Raw genomic sequence first — 15,317 nt, forward strand, 5'->3', positions numbered from 1 at the left:
CGGTCGCCGGAAAATTGACGGGGTGCGCACCGGCCGTTGGCCGGTACGCATACGCCTCACGCGTAGGCGTCGACCAGCCCACGCTGGCGCATCAGCTGCGCCGGGGAAACGGTGGCGTCCGCCAGTGACGGTTCGCCGTCGTCACCAGCGAGGCCGGAGCGACCGTCGCCCGCCTTGCCGTCCTGGGCGGTCTGCTGCTGGCCCACGTCGGCGTTGCCCAGCTGGAAGCCCTGCTCGTTGAGCATCTCGCGCAGGCGCGGCAGGCTGCTTTCCAGCGCGTGGCGGACGTCGGCGTGCGCACTGGTGAAGGACGCATGCACCTTGTCGCCGTCGAGGTGCAGACGTACGTCGATCGGGCCCAGGTCGTCCGGGGTGATCCTGATGTGCGCGTGACCGATCTTCTGGTCGGCCAGCCAGCCGATGCGTGCGCCGACAGCGTCTTCGAAGTCGTCCCCGCCCAGGTGGGGGGTGGCCGTCGGCGCCCCGGTGAAGGGGGCCGCGGGGGCTGAGGTCTTCAGCTCGGCCGCAGCATTGAGCGCGTGCAGGAGGGGCGTCGGCGGCGCATCGGCTCCGTCGCCAGCGGCGGTGATCGCATCGGTAACGGTCTTCAACAGTTCCGCGTCGGGGGTCGGCTCGGCATCAACCGGGAGCAGCAGCGCGGCTGGACCGGTGCCGGCATCGGCAGGCACGGCGAGAGGGCCGGTCGGGGCCCCCGTTGCCGCTGCAGGTGCCACCACGGCGCCGGGCAGGGCGGTGGTGGCCGTCGTGGTCGGCGGCGGGACGCTGGGCTGCGGCTCGACGCCGGCCAGCGCCAGGCCGGCCAGCCCGGGCGGTGGCCACGGTGCGGTGTCAGCCGGGTCGGTGCTGTCCTGCGCATCAGGCGTCGACGGGGTGCTGGCGGTCGCCTCGCTGGCGGTGTCGCCGTCGGTCGGGGGAGTCGTCTCGCGGCTGCCGCGTGTGGGGCGGTCGGCGCCGGTGCCGCGTCCGTCGTCGGCCGTCGGCGTGGCTGGCGCGGGCTTGCCGTCGCTGGCGCCGACGCGCTTGGCGCTGCCCGCGTCGTTCTTGAGCAGGGTGTCAAAGTCCCGGCGCGCGTCACCGTCACCGGTCCCGCTGCGCGGGGTGCCACCGCTCTTGCCGGCGGTGGCGGTGGCGGGGCTTCCGCCGAGCACGGAGGCGGGCGTCACGGCGTGCCTCCGTTGTCGCCGTCGCCGCGCTGCGCCTGGCGGCTGCGGCGCGCGCCGATGTCATCCATCTCGCGCTGGTCGCGGCGGTCGGTCAGCACTTTTTCCTGCGCCCGGTAGCTGGCGGCCAGCTGTTCCAGCACCTGCTTGTCGCGGCTGGCCAGGACCAGGCGTGCGCGCTCGGCCTCGACCTTCTCGCGGTTGGTGTCCACGGTCTGGCGCTGCTGCGCGACGGCGCTGTCCAGGCGGTCCAGGAAGGCGCGGCGGTTCATCAGCTGGGCCGGACTGGTGGCCGCCATCTGGGCGCTGGCGTATTCCTCGGCGTAGCGACGCAGTTCGTCCAGGCGCGACAGATGGGTGTCGAGCATGCGCTGGCGCTCGGCCAGATCACGGGCGACCTCGTCTTCGTGGTCCTGGGCGCGCTTGAGCAGGGGGTCGATTCGCTTGGACTGGATCATGGCTTAAGTCTCTGGTTCCACCAGCCGCTTCAGTGCGGCCTGGCTGTGCGGCAGGTCGGCTGCCTTGCCGACGTCCTGGCCGAGGAATTCAACGATGTCCGACCAGCGTTCCAGTGCTTCGTCGGTAGCGGGGTCGTTGCCGCGCTGATAGGCGCCGATGGCGATCAGGTCGCGGTTGGTCGAGTACGCCGAGATCAGACGCTTGAGCTTGCGGATGCGCAGGCGCCACGGTTCATCGGCGATTTCCGTGACCACGCGGCTGACCGAGGACTCCACGTCGATGGCCGGGTACAGACCGCTGTCGGCGACGCGGCGCGAGAGCAGGATGTGGCCGTCGAGAATGGCACGCGCCGCATCGGCGATCGGGTCCTGCGGATCATCGCCTTCGGTCAGCACGGTGTAGAACGCGGTGATCGAGCCGCGCCCCTTGGCACCATTGCCGGCGCGCTCGACCAGGGCCGGCAGCTTGGCGAACACCGACGGCGGGTAGCCGCGTGTGGTCGGCGGCTCACCGACCGACAGGCCGATCTCACGCTGGGCCTGCGCGAAGCGGGTCAGTGAATCCATCAGCAGCAGGACATTCAGGCCCTGGTCGCGGAACCACTCGGCAATGGCGGTGGCGCGGTAGGCGCCGTGCAGACGGGCGAGCGGAGGCCGGTCGGCCGGGCTGGCCACGACCACGGCGCGGCGCAGCCCCTCTTCGCCAAGCGTGGTTTCGACAAAGTCGCGCACTTCGCGGCCACGCTCGCCGATCAGGCCAACCACGATCACGTCAGCGGCGGTGTAGCGGGTCATCATGCCCAGCAGGGTGGATTTGCCCACGCCGGAGCCGGCGAACAGACCCACGCGCTGGCCACGGCCGATCGGCAGCAGCGCGTTGATGGCGCGGACGCCGACGTCCAGCGGCTGGGTGATCGGCTCGCGCGCCAGCGGGTTGATCGAGACGCCGGCCATGCCCACGGTACCTTCGGCACGGATCGGGCCCTTGCCGTCCAGCGGCACGCCGTCGCTGTCGATGACGCGTCCGAGCAGGCCTTCGCCCACTTCCACGCCACCCCGTCCCAGTGCAGGGATCACGCGGGCATTCGGCAGCAGGCCGTGCAGCTCGGCGCTGGGCATCAGATAGGTGCGTTCGCCGGCGAAGCCGACCACTTCGGCATCCACCCAGCCGCCGTCCATGACTTCGACCTTGCAGCTGGCGCCCAGCGGCGATTCGCAGCCCACCGCTTCCAGGGTCAGGCCCACCGCGCGGCGCAGCACGCCTTCGCGGATGAGGCCGCGCCCGTGCGCGGTATCGGGCTGGATGCCGTCCAGCCGAGCGGCCAGCCGCAGGTTGCGCGCGGCGGCCCAGTCGGCGGCGGGCGCGGGAACGGTGTCGGTACTCATGCGCTGGCTCCAGCCTTGCGGATCACCGCATCGAGCGCGCCGCGCAGGCGGGCTTCCAGGGTGCCGTCGATGCGCACGGCCTCGGCATGGACGCGCAGATCGCCGCGGCTCAGGCTGAGGTCCGGGCTGAGCCGCTGGTGCGGGGCCAGCTGCAGCAGCGGGGTCAAGGCGGCGATATCGTCCGGGTGCAGGCGCACTTCCACCTCGCGCGTGGCCCCGCCGACCGCATCGATGGCTTCGCCGACCAGTTGCGCGAGCAGCGCCGGGTCGGCCTCATAGGCACGCCCGACGAGCGTGCCGGCAATGCGGACCGCAAGTTCGCCGAGCGCGGCCACCACTTCATTCTCCAGCCGCACCAGCGGCCGGCTGAAGTTGTCGAGGATGCCTTCGATCTGCGCCGCCAGGCGGCGCACTTCGGCCTGGCCCTGGGCCTGCCCGTCGGCGTGGCCGCGCTCGAAGCCGTCCTTCTCGGCCTCGTCCTGGATCTGTTGGATCTCCTCCAGCGTCGGCAACTGCAGGACCGGCTCCGGTTCGTGCTCCGGATCGGGCCCGGTGAGTTCGACGGTCTCCTCCACCGGCGGTTCGGGAACCGCCAGCAGGTCCGGGGCGAGCCAGCGCACGGCGTTGTTCACAGCATCGCCTCCGCGTTGCCGCCGATGGTGACGGTGCCTTCATCGGCCATGCGTTTGACGATCGCCAGGATCTCGCGCTGCGCGGTTTCCACATCCGACAGGCGCACCGGGCCACGGGCTTCCATGTCTTCGAGCAGGATCTCGGCGGCACGCTGGGACATGTTGCGGGTGATCTTGTCGCGCACCTTGATGTCGGCGCCGCGCAGGGCCAGGCCCAGGCGCTCGCCGCTGACTTCACGCAGCACCAGCTGCAGTTCGCGGTCTTCCAGGTCCACCAGGTCGTCGAACACGAACATCAGGTCCTGGATGCGCCCGGACAGCGGCGCGTCGATGCGCGCGATCTCGCCGAGAATCGCCTGGTCCTGGCCGCTGTCCATGAAGTTGAGGATGTTGGCGGCGCACTGGACGCCGCCGATGTTGGACGACTTCAGGTTCTGGTTGCCGGCGAACTGGCGCTCCATGATCTCGTTGAGTTCGTTGAGCGCGTTCGGCGGAATGCCGTCCAGGGTGGCGATGCGCAGCAGCACATCCACCCGGGTACGGTCGGGCAGCAGCTTGAGCGCGTCGGCGGCCTGGTCGGTTTCCAGGTGCGCCATCACGATCGCGATGATCTGCGGGTGTTCGTTGCGCACCAGGTCGGCCACGGCACGCGGGTCCATCCACTTCAGCGCGTCCAGGCCGGTGGTGTTGCGGCCGAGCAGGATGCGGTCGATCAGATTGCCGGCCTTCTCGCTGCCCAGTGCCTGCACCAGCATGTTGCGGATGTAGTCGTCCGACCCGACACCGAGCGAGGTCTTGGAGCCCAGCTCGCTGCCGAACTGATCCATCACGCGCTCGACCTGCTCACGGGTGATATCGGTCATCGTCGCCATCGCGATACCGATCTTCTGCACTTCCTTGGGTTCCATGTGGCGCAGCACTTCGGCTGCGTCCAGTTCGCCCAGCGACAGCAGCAGCACGGCGGCGCGCTGCACACCGGTCAGGGGAGGGGCGTCAGTCATTGGCCACCCAGCCTTTGACGACCTGCGCCACACGCTTGGAATCGGTCTTTACAGCTTCACGCGCCATGCGCAGTCGTTCCTCGTAGGAGTCCACCGGCAATGCCAGCGTTTCATGTCCGCCCGCGTGGTTGCGATCGTTGCCCAGCGCGGGCAGCGCATCGCCGTCCTCGACCAGGTGTACGTCGGCGCCATGCGGTTCCAGTTCGTCTTCATCCGGCTTGCTGGCCGTGCCGGTGATCGAGCGCAGCGCCGGGCGCAGCACGCCGAACACCAGCGCCAGCACCACGATCGCGCCGAGCAGCAGACGCAGGCCGTCCTGCACCTGGGGCAGTTCCCACCACTTCGGGCCCTCGACCGGGGTGACCTCACGGACGAAGGGCGCGTTCATCACCGATACGGTGTCGCCACGCTCGGCATCAAAGCCGACCGCCTGCTTGACCAGGGCTTCAACGCGGGTCAGCTCGGCCGCCGACAGCGGCTGCTCGGTGGTTTTGCCGTTGGCGCCGGCGCGCGGCACGTTGTCCAGCAGCACGGCCACCGACACGCGCTTGATCCGGCCGGCCGGCTGGCGGGTGTGCTGCAGGGTGCGGTCCAGCTCGTAGTTGCGGGTCGCGTTCTTGGACGACTCGGTCGGTGCCTGTGCGGTGGCCGGTGCCGCCGCCGGTCCCGGCGGGGTGTTGCTGGTGGCGCCCGGAATGCCCTGCGGCCCCGGCACGTTGCTGCTGTTTTCGCTCAGTTGTTCGCTGCGCAGTTTCTGCGGCTCGCCGTTGTACAGCTCGCGGGCCTCTTCGATGACCGAGAAGTCCATGTCCACGCTGACTTCCGGATTGACCCGGCCCGGGCCGGTCATCGGCTCCAGCAGTTCGCGGATGCGCTGGTTGAACGAGGTTTCCTGGCGGCGCACCTGTTCGAACTGCGCGGCATTCATCGCCGCATCGCTGTTCGGATCGGACACGCTCAGCATCCGGCCGCTCTGGTCCACCACCGTCACCCGTTCCGGCGCCAGGTCGGGGATGCTGGCGGCGACCATGTGCACGATGGCATCGATCTGCCCCCGCTCAAGCTGCTGGCCGCCACGCAGTTCCAGCACCACCGAGGCACTGGCCACATCGCGCTGGCGGGTGAAGGCGCTCGGCTTGGGAATGGCCAGGTGCACGCGCGAATCGCGCACCGGGCGCAGGGTGTTGATGGTGCGCGACAGCTCGGTTTCCAGCGAATGCTGGTAGCGGGCGTTCTCCATGAACTGGCTGACGCCGAAGCCCGGATCGCGTTCCATCAGCTCGAAGCCGAGCCGGCCGCTGTCGGTGAGCCCGGAGCCGGCCAGCTTCAGTCGGGCATCGTGCAGGTTCTTTTCCGGCACGGTGATGCCGCCGGTGGCGGCATCCAGCTCGAACGGAATCTGCGCGGCGCGCAGCAGGTCGGTGGCTTCGGCGGTGGCCTTCTGGTCCAGCCCGGTGTACAGCGGCACCATGCCGGGCTTCTGCGACCAGAAGAACACGAACAGACCTGCCGCCACGGCCACGGCGATCATCGCCATCAGTCCGAGCCGACGGGTGATCTGCAGGCTTTGCAGCCGGTCGAACCACTGGCCCGCCTTCTCGGCGTTCAGGGATTCCTTGGTAAGCGACAGGGCCATGCGTTTCTATCCTTACAGCGGCATGTTCATCACGTCCTGGTAAGCCTGGACGAGACGGTTGCGGACTTCCACGGTGGCGCGGAAGGCGATCTGGGACTGCTGCGAGGCGACCATGACCTTGGCAAGGTCGGCGCTGGGATCGCCCAGCTCGAAGGCCTTGGCCAGGGCGCCGGATTTCTGCTGTGCGTCGTTGACGCCGGCGATGGCGCCACGCAGCGTTTCGGTGAAGCTCGGGCCCTGGACTTCCTGCGGCGATACCAGCCCCTGGATGGCATTGCTCTTCGGCGCTTCCGTCAGCGGACTGACGGCCGACTGACCCATCTGGGTCTGGAAGGAACGGATCTGGGAAAGGACGGAGGTAACGGAGTGCGACATCTGGAACGTTCCGAATCTGGGGATGGGGTTTCGAGTGAATACGTTGCAAGCCCCGTGCCGAAACCGGCCATTGGTTCAGTTTTGTCGTGGTGGCGGGCACTTACGCATTCAGCGCGGCGTTGATCTCCCGTGACGGGTCGTGGCGGTGCGACGGAATGTCGCTCCGGCGCGATGGCGCGGTGACCGGCGTCGGATGCCCGGCGTCGGAAAACCGGCGGGCACCCCCGTGAGGCCTCGCGATGGCGCCGGAACGCAGAAGCCCGGGACGGGCCCGGGCTTCAAGGGTGCGGTGACCGTCGGTGGGTCAGCTGGCCAGTTCGGTGTGGTCGCGCTCGATACCGTACTTGCGCAGCTTCTCCACCAGCGTGGTGCGGCGCAGGCCGAGCAGCTGGGCGGCGTGGGCAACCACGCCCTGGGTGCGCTCCAAGGCTTCGTTGATGAGGTTCAGTTCGATGTTGGCCATGTGGTTGCGCAGGTCCAGTCCGGCGTCGGGCAGGGCCGGCGCACGGGTGACCGGCCCGATGCTGTTCTCCAGCGGCGCGGTATTGCCCGGTGCCGGGGTATGGAAGGAGAAGCTGCGCAGGTCCAGACGTTCGTCCGCTGCCGGCGCCGGCGCGGCGGCGGGAACGGCGGCCGGGCTGAAGTCGCCGCGGTAGCGGGCGGGCAGGTCCTGCACGCGCACGTTGCCGCCCGGATGCAGCACGGCCAGGCGCTCGACCAGGTTGGTCAGCTCGCGCACGTTGCCCGGCCACTCGTAGCTGGCCAGCGCCTGCAGGGCCTCGGCGCTGAAGCGCACTTCACCGCGGCCGGTACGGGCCAGCTGACCGGCGATGGTGGTGACCAGCGCCGGCAGGTCCTCGCTGCGCTCACGGAGTGCCGGCACGTCGATCGGAAACACGTTGAGACGGTAGAACAGATCCTCGCGGAACTTGCCGTCGGCGATGCGTGACTCCAAGTCGCGATGGGTGGCGGCGATCACCCGCACATTGCAGCGGATGGTCTGGTTGCCACCGACGCGCTCGAAACTGCGCTCCTGCAGCACGCGAAGCAGCTTGACCTGCATCGGCAGGCTCATGTCGCCGATCTCGTCGAGCAGCAGGGTGCCGCCCTCGGCCATCTCGAACCGACCCTTGCGCGCGCTCAGCGCACCGGTGAACGCGCCTTTTTCGTGACCGAACAGTTCGCTCTCGAGCAGGTCGGCCGGGATCGCACCGCAGTTGATGGCCACGAACGGACCATCGCGGCGCGGCGAGCGCTGGTGGATCGAACGCGAGACCACTTCCTTGCCGGTACCCGATTCGCCCAGCACCAGCACGGTGGTGTCGAACGCGGCCACCTGGTCGATCATCTGGCGCAACGCACTCACGGCAGCGCCGTCGCCGGTCGGGCCCTGTTCCTGCACGGCACCGGCCTGGTGCTCGGCATCGAGGCGCTTGAGGCTGGCGCGGCGCAGCAGGCCTTCCATCTGCGCATGGCGCAGCGGTGCTTCCAGCGGCCACACAGTGGCTTCGTGCAGGCCGTGCTGCCGGGCGAATGCGGTGGTATCCCCATCGATCAGCATCACCGGCGGCGGCAGCGAGCTGCGCCCCAGCCAGGCGAACAGGGCGTCGCTGCGCTCATTGGCGTCCAGCGCACCGACGATCACCGCCATCCAGTCGTTCTGGCGGTGGCGGGCGGTGTCGATGTCAGCCGCGTCGGCCACCCAGCGCGGGTTGAAGTCCATGAATTCCAGCAGGGCGACGGTGCGTTCGGCGCGGACGGCGTCGTTGTCCAGTACCAGGATGCGCGACTCACTCATGATCCATTCCCCTTCAGGCCTTCCAGGATCGGCATGACTTCCTGGATGTAGGACAGCTTGCTGACGAAGTTGTCGGCGCCGGCGCGCAGCGCGTGTTCACGGTGTTCGGCGTCATCGAAGTGGCTGGCGATGACGATGTACGGTGCGTCGTCCTGCGACTTGATCAGGCGGGTGGCCTGCAGGCCGCCCATTTCGGGCATGGCCAGGTCCATCAGCACCACCTTCGGGCGCAACGACTCGGAGCGCTCGATGGCCTCCAGGCCATTGCCGGCGCTGCCGATCACGTCCAGCCAGTCGACCTTGCGGAAGTGGCGCATGGCGGCGTTGATGAAGCCCTCGTGGTCGTCGACCAGCAGGACGGTGAGCTTGTTCATGTCGTTCATTCCTTCAGCCCACCCGGGCCAGCTGCGGAGCCCTGGCATTGGCCCGGCGACGTTCACGCGCCGGGGCGATGTCCAGTTGTTCGCGGTATTTTGCAACGGTACGGCGGGCGATGTTCACGCCTTGGCGCGACAGCAGGCCGGCGATGGCCTCGTCGGCCAGCGGCCGGCCGGCCGGTTCGGCGTCGATCAGGCGCCGGACCATCGCCTTTACCGCCTGCCCGGAGACGCTGGCGCCTTCCAGCCGTACCGCGAAGAAGTGCTTCAGCTCCAGCGTGCCACGCGGGGTCTGCAGGTACTTGCCGGTGGTGATGCGCGATACCGTGGATTCGTGCATGCCGATCGCATCGGCCACTTCCTTCAGGGTCAGCGGCGCCATCGCCTCTTCGCCGCGGGTCAGGAAGCCGGCCTGGCGCTCGATGATCACCCGTGCGGTGCGCAGCAGGGTGTCGTAGCGCATGGACAGGCCGCGGGTCAGCCAGCGGGCTTCCTGCAGCATGTCGCGCAGCGGCTGGGCGCCGTCGCCGGCCTCGCCCAGTGCCTGTTCGTAGTGCGGGTTGATGCTCAGGCGGCGGCTGGTGGCCGGGTTGAGGGCCACGCGCCACTGCCCGTCGGCATGCCAGGCGACGACGTCGGGGATGACCGCGCCGTTGGTATCCGGCAGCAGGCTTTCGCCCGGGCGCGGCTGCAGCGAGAGGATCAGGCGTACCGCTTCGTGGATGTCGGCGATCTCCGCGTCCAGTTCGCGCGCCAGCGCGGCGTAGTCGTGGGTCGCCAGGGTGACCAGGCCCTCATCGAGCACGCGCAGGGCCAGGTGCCGGGCCGGCACGCGGCCGGGCAGGGCGCGCAGCTGCACGCACAGGCACTCGTGCAGGTCCTGTGCAGCCAGGCCGACCGGGTCGCCGTGCAGGATGTACTGGCGGACCGCTTCGACCCCCTCGGCATCCACGTCGCAGAGTGCGCTGGCCAGCAGTTGCAGCTGTGCGAGAGGTGCGTCCAGGTAGCCGGCATCGTCGCAGTGTTCCAGCCAGAAGGCGGCCACGGCCAGTTCGCGCGGTGCCAGCTCCAGCGACAGCCGCTGCAGGGCGCGCAGCTGGGGGTCGCTGGACTCGCCGGCGGCCACACGCTGCATGCGGTCATCGTCGCCGTCCTGCCAGCTGCTGCCGGCCACGTCCCACATCGAGCTTTCCGGCAGCTCGTCGAACGCGGCCACGTCCTGGGTGGCGGCGGCGACGTCGGTGGTATCGGCACGCTCTTCGGCGGCCTCGTCCAGTTCGAGCAGCGGGTTGGTCTCCAGCGCACGCTGGATCTCCAGCTCAAGCTGCATGCCGTTGAGCTGCAGCAGTCGGATCGACTGCAGCAGTTGCGGTGTGAGGTGAAGCTGCTGACCCATCTGGGTCGAAAGATTGGCTTTCAAGTCCGTTCCCCGTCGGCGCCGACTCCCCGGCGCGATCTGGAACACATCTTGCTTCTGTTCCGGCAGCACCGGAATCAGGGGGTTCCTGAGTGGGGTCGTCAAACTCCCGACAGCGTGTAGGGATTCTCCTGACAAGTGTCGGGTTATTTGACGCTGTCTGTGCCGTTCCGGGGGCTCTGGCCAAGGCGGAAGGGGGGAGGCTGGTTCAATAAATCGACGCGGGAACGCGGGCAGGACGCCTGGCGACGGAGAGCCGTCGCCGGTCTACTCCAGTTCGTGCTGGTGGCGGGCGGCCAGCAGCAGCAGATCGTTGGCGCGGCGGCAGCCCAACGACTCCATCATGCGGGCGCGGTGGGTTTCCACGGTCTTGACGCTGATGCCGAGGTCGGCCGCGATTTCCTTGTTGCTTTCGCCCTTGCCGATCTGACGCAGGATTTCGCGCTGGCGGGGCGACAGCGCCGCAATGCCGACCGGCTTCTCGCGGCCGAGCATCGGCGCGAGCATCTTGGCCGAGATCTGCGGGCTGAGGAACACCTGGCCGGCATGTGCGGCGCGCAGGGCCAGTTCCAGTTCCTGCGGGGCGGCATCCTTGACCACGAACCCGACCGCACCGCGATCAAGCGCATCGCGCACGTGCACGGCATCGTCATGCATGGTCATCATCACCACCCGCGAGCCCGGCGCGCGCAGCAGGATGTCGCTGAGCGCCTCCAGGCCGGTACGGCCGGGCAGGGACAGGTCCATCAGGACCACGTCCGGTGAATGCTGCACGGCCATCTGCAGGGCCTGCTCTGCATTGCTGGCATCGGCGACCACCTCCACGCCGGCAAAGCCCTGCAGCAGGCGGCCGAGGCCGGCGCGGACCAGGGTGTGATCGTCGACGATGAGAACGCGCACAGGCAGGCAGGGAAGCGGGGGATGCGCCACCTTAACGGAGTGGCGTGAAACCGCCAAGGTCCATCGGTAACGGTCGGGACCGTATGGTCAGCGCAGACGGCGTGCTTCGGCGATCTGGCGGCGATGCAGGCGGAACAGATGGCGCTCCAGCGCCATCTCCAGGCCATCGCTCAGCCCTTCGAAACGCAGCCAGAGGTAATGGGCCCCCGAGCCGTTGGCCGCCTCGGCCAGTACCGCTACCGGCAGATCGATGTGGTCGGGCAACCAGTCACACGGCTGCAGGCGGATCACGCCGAGGGCACCGGGGCTGGCGCCGCTGCGCACGCCCAGTTCCAGGCGGATGCCGCGCCGGGACCAGCGCAGCGGGCGCAGGGGCAGGTCCTGGGTCTGCTGGCGGACCAGGCGGCCCAGCAGCACCATCGTCAGGTCGAGCTTGGCTTCCAGCCGCTGCAGCTGCAGGGTGGCGTCGCCACGCTCGTCGTGCCCGTCGTCGCCGCGCGAGTCTTCCACCAGCGCCACGCTGCGCAGCAGCGTCTCGGCGCTGCCGGGACGGATCACCGCCGTGCCCAGGCGGAACTCGGCGGGCAGCGCGACCTCGCAGCTCAGCGTCTCATCGAACAGCTCGCTTTCGGCCGGGTGATGGATGGCTGCCGCGCGCTCGTCGTTCATGCCAGCGACTCTGCGGTGAGGTAGGCATGGGCGGCGCGGTTGGCGCTTGCGCCGTGGCGCACGTGGCGGCCGGCTTCGTCGCGCTGGCTCATCATCATTACCATGATGCGTTGTTGACGGCCCTCCAGGGCGCTCAGGCCAGCCACGTCGTCCAGCGCACCGGGCATGGCCAGGAACCGCGCCTGGTTGAGGTGCAGCCTGTCCAGACAGTCGCCGGCACGCTCGTGGTCGTCGGCCAGCAGCGCGGTTTCCAGCGCGTCGAGCTCGGCGTTGAGGTGCGCCAGCGTGAGCAGGGTGTCAGCCATTACACCGCTGCCTGCGCAGGCACCCGCTGGTCGCGCGGGATCGCGTTCCAGGCGGCGTCGATCTCGCCCAGCAGCTCCAGCGATTCACGCAGGGCGTCCGGGTCGTTGTGCAGATTGGCTTCGGTCAGCCGCTGCATCACGTAGTCATACAGCGCCGACAGGTTGGCGGCGATTTCGCCGCCGGCCTCGTGGTCGAGCGAGCCGTTGAGGTGGCCGACAATCGCGCAGACTTCGCCGATCGCCTTGCCCTTGCGGGCCTGGTCGCCGCCTTCCAGGCAGGCCTGGGCCAGCCGCACGCGCTCCAGCGCGCCGGCCAGCAGCAGCGCCACCAGCTTGTGCGGATCGGCATCGCTGATCGCGCTCTGCACGCCGACCTGGCGGTACTGCTCGGTGAATTGACGGTTCGAACCGTACATCAATCATGTCTCCTTCGTGCGGGGCCGCATGCCTCGCGAGGTCTGCGGCACCGGGTGGAGTGCTGCGGCGGGTGATGCGTTGCTATCCATATCGGCAGCGGGCGCGCGCAACTTGAGTGGGTCTACGCGGGCGACGTGGTCAACCGGTGAGCTGGGACAACTGGCTGCTCAGGCTGCTCATGGTCTGGCTCATCTTGCCCATCAGCGCGTCCAGTGCCAGGAACTGCTTCTTGTACCGTTCTTCGACGCCGGTCATGCGCACATCCAGTGCCTTGCGACGCTTGTCGATGTCGGTGAGCGTGGCGTTGATGCTCTTGGTGCGCGATACGAAGGCACCTTCCTTGCCCACTGCGGTGCTGGTGTAGCCCTCGACCATGCTGAACAGCTTGGCGGCCGCGCCATCATCGCCCGTCAGGGCCTGGCGCACCGCGCCGGCCTGGTTGACCAGGGCCGCTTCGAACTTGGCACCATCCAGCACCAGGCTGCCATCGGCATTGGGGTAGGCGCGGGTCTGCAGCCCCAGTGTTTTCGGGTCCAGGCCGGCGGCGGCCAGGTCCTTGAGCACGCCGCCCATCATCGCGCGCAGCTGGCTGGAGGCGCCGCGCATCTGCGCATCGCCGGTCAGCGACGACGGCTCCTTGTTCTCGATGTCGTACTTGGTGGCCGTGTTGATGGCGCTGATGGCGCCGTTGTAAGCCGTCACGAAGTCCTGCATGACCTTGCGTGCGGCAGCCACGTCGGTGCTGACCGTCACGGTGCTGGCGCCGGTCTTCTTCAGGTTGAGGGTCAGGCCGGGCACCACGTCGGTGACGGTATTCTCGCTGGACACCACCTCCACGCCATCGATGGTGAGCTTGGCGTCTGCCGCCGGGGTGCGCTCGGACAGGCTGGCTGCCAGCGCGGTCAGGTCGGCGTTGCCGGCCCCTGCGCTGAGTTTGATGGCATTGGCGGTACCGGCTTTTTCCTGCGAGATGGACAGGAACTGGTTGTCGCCGGAGGCGATCAGGGTGGACTGCACGCCCAGGCTGCGCCCGGCCTTTTCGATCTTGGTGCGGATCGAGCTGAGGGTGTCATCGGCGTCGACCTGGATCTCCAGCGTCTTCTTCTTGTCACCCACGCCGACATCCAGCGTCAGGGTTCCGGCGCCGAAGGTCTTGGTCTTGGACACCGACGTGTCGGCGATCCACTTGTTGGCGGTGGCCAACTGGGTGACATTGATCTCGTGGTTGCCGGTCGCCGCGGCGTTGGTGCTGGAGACCGTCAGGATGTCGTCGGTGCCGCTCTTGGTGGCGCTGACCAGGCGGGCATCGAAGGCGGTGGAGGCCTTGAGCGTCTTGAGCGAGCTGGTCAGCAGGTCGAACGCGGACTTGACCGTGCCCACCGCCGACAGCTGCATCTTGGCCTTGGACTGCTGCAGGTTGAGGGCGTTGTCCGCCGGCTTGCGGTCGGCCGCGACCAGGCTGGCCACCATGCCGGAAATGTCCAGTCCGGAACCGATGCCACCATAACCAAAGTCAGCCACGTTGTTTCTCCTGTCTGTGTGCCGTCGCGGTCATACCGCGTGGCCGTGCCGTCAACGAATGTAGCGGCCGTAGCCGCCGGGTCTTTAGAACCACGTTGATGCAGGAGTTGTGCCACCGGCTCGGCGCGGAAGAATGGCACGCGCTTTGCAGGGGAATCGGGGCGGGACGCAGTACCGGTCCGGCCGGGGGTCTGTAAAAAACCCTCCTCCAATGTAGAGGAGGGCTCAGGCTACTGAAAAAGCGGGGGGAGACGAAGCCACCCGGGATGTTCAGTCAAACTAACCGCGCTGATAACGGTTCTGCCGCAGGGGCGGGCCATGTCCACGGGGATGTGGCTGCCGGGAGAGAGAATCCGGCGCATGGACATGGCCCGTTCCTGCGTGAGGTTTGAACGGATGTTTCGGGGTTTGCCCGCGCCGCCGGCTGTTGCCGGCGGCGTGGACGCGTGGATCAGCGCAGCAGGCTGAGCACGTTCTGCGGCACCTGGTTGGCCTGGGCCAGCATGGCCGTACCGGCCTGCTGCAGGATCTGGGTGCGGGTCAGCTCTGCGGTTTCCTTGGCGAAGTCGGTATCGCGGATGCGGCTGCGCGATGCGGACAGGTTCTCCGTGGAGGTCTGCAGGTTGGCAACCACCGAGGTGAAGCGGTTCTGGATGGCGCCAAGGTCGGCACGGGTGCTGTTGATCGCACCCAGGGCCTTGTCGACGATTTCCAGGGCCTGCTGGGCGCCCTTCACGGTGGACACGTCGATCGCATCGGCAAACTGCTTGGTGCCCATAGTGACGGTGCCGGCACCGTCCACGTCGGTCGAGAAGACCGTCGCGACGCCGTCTTTGTCCACGCTGTCCTTGACCGAGGTCAAGGTCACCGCGCCGGTGGCATCGGCTTCGGCGTAGACGCCGGTTTCGCCGATCTTGGCGTTGATGTGGGTGGCCAGCGCCTTGCCGGCGGCCGCTTCGTTCTGGGCGGCGGTGCCGACGCTCTTCACGTCCAGGGCGTCGAACTTGACTTCGGTGCCCTTGCTGTCGGTGATGCTGAAGGCATCGATGGCCACGTCGGTGTTGTTGGCGCCGGTCACCTTGGCCACGGTGGCGGTAGCGAACTGCGCGCCGCCCAGTGCGTTGGTCTTGGCGTCCACCACCTTGTCGATGGCGATGGCCTGGCCGGCGTTGGCACCGACCTGGAACAGCTGGCTGGAGAACGAGCCGTCCAGCAGCTTGGTGCCGTTGAAGTCGGACTGCTTG

The 15,317-nt window shown here is 68.4% G+C and carries 16 protein-coding genes; all 16 read right to left on the minus strand.

Features of this window, described 5'->3' with window-relative positions:
- Positions 1 to 56: 56 nt before the first annotated feature.
- The gene (locus tag ACPEH8_RS03965) at positions 57 to 1,184 is read right to left on the minus strand and encodes a flagellar hook-length control protein FliK (RefSeq protein ID WP_423666090.1); all 1,128 of its coding nucleotides are present in this window, start codon (positions 1,182 to 1,184) and stop codon (positions 57 to 59) included.
- On the minus strand, positions 1,181 to 1,639 hold the full coding sequence (gene fliJ / locus ACPEH8_RS03970) for a flagellar export protein FliJ (protein WP_136004070.1): 459 nt from the start codon (positions 1,637 to 1,639) through the stop codon (positions 1,181 to 1,183). Before fliJ ends, ACPEH8_RS03965 begins: the two co-directional genes overlap by 4 nt.
- Before the next feature lie 3 nt (positions 1,640 to 1,642).
- Positions 1,643 to 3,025, minus strand: coding sequence for a FliI/YscN family ATPase (locus tag ACPEH8_RS03975; protein ID WP_136004072.1), 1,383 nt, complete (start codon positions 3,023 to 3,025; stop codon positions 1,643 to 1,645).
- A complete protein-coding gene (locus ACPEH8_RS03980; RefSeq protein WP_017354519.1) occupies positions 3,022 to 3,657 on the minus strand; it encodes a FliH/SctL family protein in 636 nt (211 codons plus the stop codon). Before ACPEH8_RS03980 ends, ACPEH8_RS03975 begins: the two co-directional genes overlap by 4 nt.
- Positions 3,654 to 4,640, minus strand: coding sequence for a flagellar motor switch protein FliG (gene fliG, locus ACPEH8_RS03985; protein WP_026070521.1), 987 nt, complete (start codon positions 4,638 to 4,640; stop codon positions 3,654 to 3,656). The genes ACPEH8_RS03980 and fliG overlap by 4 nt, the downstream gene beginning before the upstream one ends.
- 10 nt (positions 4,641 to 4,650) lie before the next feature.
- On the minus strand, positions 4,651 to 6,294 hold the full coding sequence (fliF, locus tag ACPEH8_RS03990; protein ID WP_017354517.1) for a flagellar basal-body MS-ring/collar protein FliF: 1,644 nt from the start codon (positions 6,292 to 6,294) through the stop codon (positions 4,651 to 4,653).
- A gap of 12 nt (positions 6,295 to 6,306) precedes the next feature.
- Positions 6,307 to 6,669, minus strand: coding sequence for a flagellar hook-basal body complex protein FliE (gene fliE, locus ACPEH8_RS03995; protein WP_017354516.1), 363 nt, complete (start codon positions 6,667 to 6,669; stop codon positions 6,307 to 6,309).
- Positions 6,670 to 6,973: 304 nt separating this feature from the next.
- The gene (locus tag ACPEH8_RS04000) at positions 6,974 to 8,467 is read right to left on the minus strand and encodes a sigma-54 dependent transcriptional regulator (protein WP_017354515.1); all 1,494 of its coding nucleotides are present in this window, start codon (positions 8,465 to 8,467) and stop codon (positions 6,974 to 6,976) included.
- Positions 8,464 to 8,841, minus strand: coding sequence for a response regulator (locus ACPEH8_RS04005; RefSeq protein WP_026070520.1), 378 nt, complete (start codon positions 8,839 to 8,841; stop codon positions 8,464 to 8,466). The genes ACPEH8_RS04000 and ACPEH8_RS04005 overlap by 4 nt, the downstream gene beginning before the upstream one ends.
- 13 nt (positions 8,842 to 8,854) lie before the next feature.
- Complete coding sequence (gene rpoN / locus ACPEH8_RS04010) at positions 8,855 to 10,264, minus strand: RNA polymerase factor sigma-54 (protein ID WP_136004078.1); 1,410 nt, start codon at positions 10,262 to 10,264, stop codon at positions 8,855 to 8,857.
- Positions 10,265 to 10,528: 264 nt separating this feature from the next.
- Positions 10,529 to 11,161, minus strand: coding sequence for a response regulator (locus ACPEH8_RS04015; protein WP_026070519.1), 633 nt, complete (start codon positions 11,159 to 11,161; stop codon positions 10,529 to 10,531).
- Between the two features lie 87 nt (positions 11,162 to 11,248).
- Positions 11,249 to 11,830: a PilZ domain-containing protein gene (locus ACPEH8_RS04020; protein WP_017354511.1), complete on the minus strand. Its 582-nt coding sequence runs from the start codon at positions 11,828 to 11,830 to the stop codon at positions 11,249 to 11,251.
- The gene (locus ACPEH8_RS04025; protein ID WP_017354510.1) at positions 11,827 to 12,135 is read right to left on the minus strand and encodes a hypothetical protein; all 309 of its coding nucleotides are present in this window, start codon (positions 12,133 to 12,135) and stop codon (positions 11,827 to 11,829) included. The genes ACPEH8_RS04020 and ACPEH8_RS04025 overlap by 4 nt, the downstream gene beginning before the upstream one ends.
- A complete protein-coding gene (fliS, locus tag ACPEH8_RS04030) occupies positions 12,135 to 12,551 on the minus strand; it encodes a flagellar export chaperone FliS (protein ID WP_017354509.1) in 417 nt (138 codons plus the stop codon). The genes ACPEH8_RS04025 and fliS overlap by 1 nt, the downstream gene beginning before the upstream one ends.
- Positions 12,552 to 12,690: 139 nt before the next feature.
- Positions 12,691 to 14,073, minus strand: coding sequence for a flagellar filament capping protein FliD (gene fliD, locus ACPEH8_RS04035; protein WP_136004080.1), 1,383 nt, complete (start codon positions 14,071 to 14,073; stop codon positions 12,691 to 12,693).
- A 451-nt stretch (positions 14,074 to 14,524) separates the two neighbouring features.
- Positions 14,525 to 15,317: flagellin (locus ACPEH8_RS04040; protein WP_423666092.1), on the minus strand; the 793-nt coding region annotated here is incomplete at its 5' end.

The organism is Stenotrophomonas sp. NPDC077461 (assembly GCF_049545475.1).
Lineage (GTDB): Bacteria > Pseudomonadota > Gammaproteobacteria > Xanthomonadales > Xanthomonadaceae > Stenotrophomonas > Stenotrophomonas nematodicola.

Excerpts from the sequence above, each read along its gene's own strand:
- ACPEH8_RS04020 (WP_017354511.1), bottom strand. The coding sequence starts at position 11,830 with ATGAACGACGAGCGCGCGGCAGCCATCCATCACCCGGCCGAAAGCGAG.
- fliE (WP_017354516.1), bottom strand. The coding sequence starts at position 6,669 with ATGTCGCACTCCGTTACCTCCGTCCTTTCCCAGATCCGTTCCTTCCAG.
- fliJ (WP_136004070.1), bottom strand. The coding sequence starts at position 1,639 with ATGATCCAGTCCAAGCGAATCGACCCCCTGCTCAAGCGCGCCCAGGAC.
- fliS (WP_017354509.1), bottom strand. The coding sequence starts at position 12,551 with ATGTACGGTTCGAACCGTCAATTCACCGAGCAGTACCGCCAGGTCGGC.
- fliF (WP_017354517.1), bottom strand. The coding sequence starts at position 6,294 with ATGGCCCTGTCGCTTACCAAGGAATCCCTGAACGCCGAGAAGGCGGGC.
- ACPEH8_RS04005 (WP_026070520.1), bottom strand. The coding sequence starts at position 8,841 with ATGAACAAGCTCACCGTCCTGCTGGTCGACGACCACGAGGGCTTCATC.
- ACPEH8_RS04000 (WP_017354515.1), bottom strand. The coding sequence starts at position 8,467 with ATGAGTGAGTCGCGCATCCTGGTACTGGACAACGACGCCGTCCGCGCC.
- ACPEH8_RS03975 (WP_136004072.1), bottom strand. The coding sequence starts at position 3,025 with ATGAGTACCGACACCGTTCCCGCGCCCGCCGCCGACTGGGCCGCCGCG.
- ACPEH8_RS04025 (WP_017354510.1), bottom strand. The coding sequence starts at position 12,135 with ATGGCTGACACCCTGCTCACGCTGGCGCACCTCAACGCCGAGCTCGAC.